The organism is Deltaproteobacteria bacterium, assembly GCA_016219225.1.
Lineage (GTDB): Bacteria > Desulfobacterota > RBG-13-43-22 > RBG-13-43-22 > RBG-13-43-22 > RBG-13-43-22.
Genome location: JACRBX010000189.1, coordinates 1 through 3,845, shown reverse-complemented (window position 1 = coordinate 3,845; position 3,845 = coordinate 1). Strand labels below are relative to the sequence as shown.

General features: G+C 49.0%; 4 protein-coding genes. All 4 read left to right on the top strand.

The features are described from left to right. The coding region (locus HY879_16315; protein ID MBI5604904.1) for an amino acid ABC transporter substrate-binding protein at positions 1-206 on the top strand (206 nt) is incomplete at its 5' end. A 700-nt stretch (positions 207-906) separates the two neighbouring features. Continuing rightward, positions 907-2,187 (top strand): ABC transporter substrate-binding protein, encoded by a 1,281-nt coding sequence (locus tag HY879_16310; protein MBI5604903.1) that lies wholly within the window; start codon positions 907-909, stop codon positions 2,185-2,187. A 21-nt stretch (positions 2,188-2,208) separates the two neighbouring features. Then, a complete protein-coding gene (locus HY879_16305; protein MBI5604902.1) occupies positions 2,209-3,081 on the top strand; it encodes a branched-chain amino acid ABC transporter permease in 873 nt (290 codons plus the stop codon). Between the two features lie 88 nt (positions 3,082-3,169). Then, positions 3,170-3,845 (top strand): branched-chain amino acid ABC transporter permease (locus HY879_16300; protein MBI5604901.1); only part of this gene is annotated, 676 nt, incomplete at its 3' end.

The following is a 3,845-nucleotide window of genomic DNA, read 5'->3' as shown; positions in this document are numbered from 1 at the left end:
TTGTTCAGGCTATAGAAAAGACTAACCGGGTAGGCACCATGGGGCGGATTCAATTCCATCAGGGGCATCAGGTAATTTTCGGAGAAGATCCGAATGCGGAAGCCCTGGCCTGTGTTATCCAATGGACCAAAGAAGGTAATCGTAAAATTGTTTATCCGCCCTCCATTGCAGAAGGGGAAATCGAACTCCCCCTGTTGCCTCATTAATACGGAAATAGATTCCAATTTCGGATTTCGGATTTCGGATTTCGGAATTTAAAAGAAACGCTCCTTCAACATTCATGATTCGATATTCGATATTCGATATTCTCTTTTTCATGCTTCGTGGTGACCCAAAGGGCATGAGTGCTTAATATGGGAAAAAGGTTCAGGGGTCGGGGGGGTTAGATAAAAAATAAAATCGCCTGTTGCAAGATGCAGGTTTCAAGCTTTATCCGGCTACCCTGCCCCTCGTCCTTTGCTCTTTTGCTCTTTCCCCTATGCTCTATGCCCTTCGCTCTTTGCCCTTCGCCCATAGCCTATGTCTGAAATGCTTCTTATCTTCCCAGCCTGACAATAACGCTGTTAATAAAAGTTACACATAAACTAACATAATGAAATAATACATAATTTTATAAAAATTAAAGGAATATTCCTGAAATAAATAAATTTAAATGATTCCTTTAGTGACAATCCCATAAGCCCTCTTTTGCTCCTGTCTAAAAATATTAAGTATTTTAAATAAGTTAAATAATTAGAAGGAAGTGGCATATCCTTTGCAACATAATTTTTTACCAAATGGCTGCTTTAATGTCCGCAACCAAAGAGACCGGACAAAAAGAGGCAATTCTTTATCCGGATGGTTTTCGTCTTATTACCCCTTACCCCCCGTGCTATACGGGCTGGCCTTAAACGAAAGGAGAAAGTAATGAAAAAGAAAATCTGGCGGTATGGTATTCTGTTGGGGTTGGTTCTATCTCTCTGCGGACCGGCTCCTTTCAGTTTTGGAGCAGACCCCATAGTAATCGGTGTGCCTACTTTTTTAAGCCACGTGGATGGAAAGGAATCCCTTAACACCCTGATGTTGGCGGTGGATGAAATCAATGCCAAGGGGGGGGTAAAGGTTGGATCCGAAAAAAGGCTTTTTAAGGTCGAAGCCCTCGACATTCGCGATGGCGCGCCGGGTGTTCCGGTACCTGAGGCCCTCCTGGGAATAGAGAAGGTCATTCTGGAGAAAAAACCCACCGCCCTGTTAGTGGGCCCCTTTCGATCCGAGGCCTTGATGGCCTCCATGGATCTCATCGCAAAATACAAAGTCCCTATGATCGGATCGATCGCTATGATACCGGCCTCTGAAGATAAAATCAGACAGGATCCGGCAAAATACAAATACATATTCAGAAATTGCCTCAATGCCAAATATCTCGTCGGCAACCTGATTGGCGTCATGGCTTTCATCCATAAGGAATTCGGTTTCAACAAGGTATTGGTCATGCATCAGGATGTAGCCTGGGCCAGGGCCACGGCAACCGGTATCGTAAAGAATTACTTCGAAAAGTCAGGCTGGACGGTTTTAGCGCAAGAGGCCTATCCCACCGGGGCCTCCGATTTTTCCTCGGGGCTGATGAAGGCCCAAAGCGGCGGCGCCCAGGTAATCCTTCCCATTTTTGACATGGCCACCAGCGCCGTATTAGTGAAACAGTGGAATTCCATGAAGGTTCCCGCCTTGATGGCCGGATTTATCTCTCCCCTGGCCGGTCCCAGCGCCTGGAAGACCTTCGATCAAAAAATCGGGGGGGCTGTTAATGTGAATTTTGAGTTGGGCAGCGCCATAGCCAGTAAAAAATCCCAAAAATCATTGGCTTTTGAGGAGGCCTTTGAAAAGAAATATAAGCGTCCCCTGGATGGCGGTCACGGCGAAGCGCCCTCTTATGATGCGGTGTATATCCTGAAAGAAGCCATTGAACGGGCCGGGAGCCTGAACGCTGACGCTATTGTCGCCGCCCTCGAGAAAACCGACTACGCCGGGGTCATGGGAAGAACCAGATTCGACAACGGGCATCAGGTCATCTTCGGCATGGATCCTAAAGAGGCGGCCGTTGTAGCCGCATTTCAATGGACGGATAAGGGTGGACGTACGGTCGTTTTTCCCGAATCCATTGCCGAAGGTAAGATCCAGTTGCCGGCCGGTTTAAAATCAGCAAAATAGAAAAGAAAGGGAGACGGTCCATTGTTTATAGGTACCATCCTATATGCGCTCATTAACAGCGTCATTTTGATTCTGATGGCCCTGGGGTTTAACCTGACTTTCGGTATCAGCGGCGTGTCCAATTTCGCCTATGGGGCACTTTATGTCCTGTCGGCCTTTGTAACCTGGATACTTCTGAAACTGGCAGGATTCCCCTATTTTATGGCAGCGGCCGTCTCCATCCTTTTTACCGCCTTACTGGGCGGCCTGATGTATCGTTTCGTTCTCATGCGCGTCCGCGGCCAGGCCCTGTCCGAAGTGATTTCCACCTTCGGAATAGGGTTGGCTATACTCGAACTTTTCAGATATCTGGGTTTCGTCGGTTTTGAATATTCCCTGCCTGTTTTTATAGACCGGAGTTTCGTCATCGCCGGAGCCCAGGTCGATGCCCAACGGCTCATGATTGTTCTGGTCAGTGTAGTCCTGCTTTTTGCCCTCTGGATTTTCGTACACTACACCTCTATGGGCCTGGCTTTCCGGGGGATAGCCCAGGATGAGCGCACCGCCATGACCTTTGGCATCGACTCCGACCGGATGGCCATGTGGAGTGTTTCCATAGGCGCCGGCCTGGCGGCAGTAGCCGCAACCGTCATTATGCCCCTGGGGACTATTTCGGTGGAAGAAGGTTACGATGTCCTGCTCAACGCCCTGGCGGTTTGCATCATTGGGGGTTTGGGGAGTTCCGGTGGAGTGATCGTGGCCGGTCTGGTCGTCGGATTTGCCCAAAGGTTTACCGATACCTATATCGGCTCGAATTGGACGATGATCGTAAGTATGGTGGCCATTTTCATAGTATTGGTGATCAAACCCTCCGGCTTTTTCGGAAAGCAGAAAGAACTGGAAGAAAGGATTTAACGGCACCTTGACCAAGCGGAAGGAAAGAATTGATCGTGGAATAAAGATAAGATCGGAGGATATTTTCGCCCTTTTTTCCTGGCGTGAAATGCTTTATCTGGCCAGTCCCAGGTTGCTCCCGATAATCGGGTTTCTGGTGCTCCCCCTGGTCGTCATTGTATATTGGCAGAAGGTGCTTCTCTCCGTCGCTGTTTTTGCTTTGCTAGCCATCAGTTGGGATATCCTGGCCCAAAGCGGCATGGTTTCCCTCGGCCAGGCCCTCTTTTTCGGAATGGGTGCCTACTGCGCCGGCATAATGAATCATTATTTTGGCTGGCCCCCTTTCCTGACCATTCCCCTGGCGACTATTTTGGGAGGTTTTTTCTCTACCCTGGTCCTTCTACCGGTCTTACGTCTGCGGGGGATCTACTTTGCCATGGTCACCCTCATCATCCCGCTTATGCTGGTCCGGATCATCGAAGCCTCCAAGATATTCGGGGGAACGGATGGGTTAAGCGGCTTGAGTCCCCTTCCGGCCGGGATATTCGAGTCTTATCTGGTTCTGGGGGTCGTCCTGATAACCCTTTTCGGATTCAGACGTTTGATGGACTCGGATTACGGTCTCGTTTTAAAAGGAATCAATGACAACGACCGATCGGTCATGAATGCCGGCATCAACATTTACTGGTTCAAGATTCAAGCCTTATTCAGGGCCAGTTCTATCGGTGCCTTTGCCGGTGCCTACCTGACCCATATCTATATGTTCGTGGGCATGCCGGTTTTTG

Coding starts and splice junctions, on each gene's coding strand:
- HY879_16310 (MBI5604903.1), top strand. CDS start 907: ATGAAAAAGAAAATCTGGCGGTATGGTATTCTGTTGGGGTTGGTTCTA.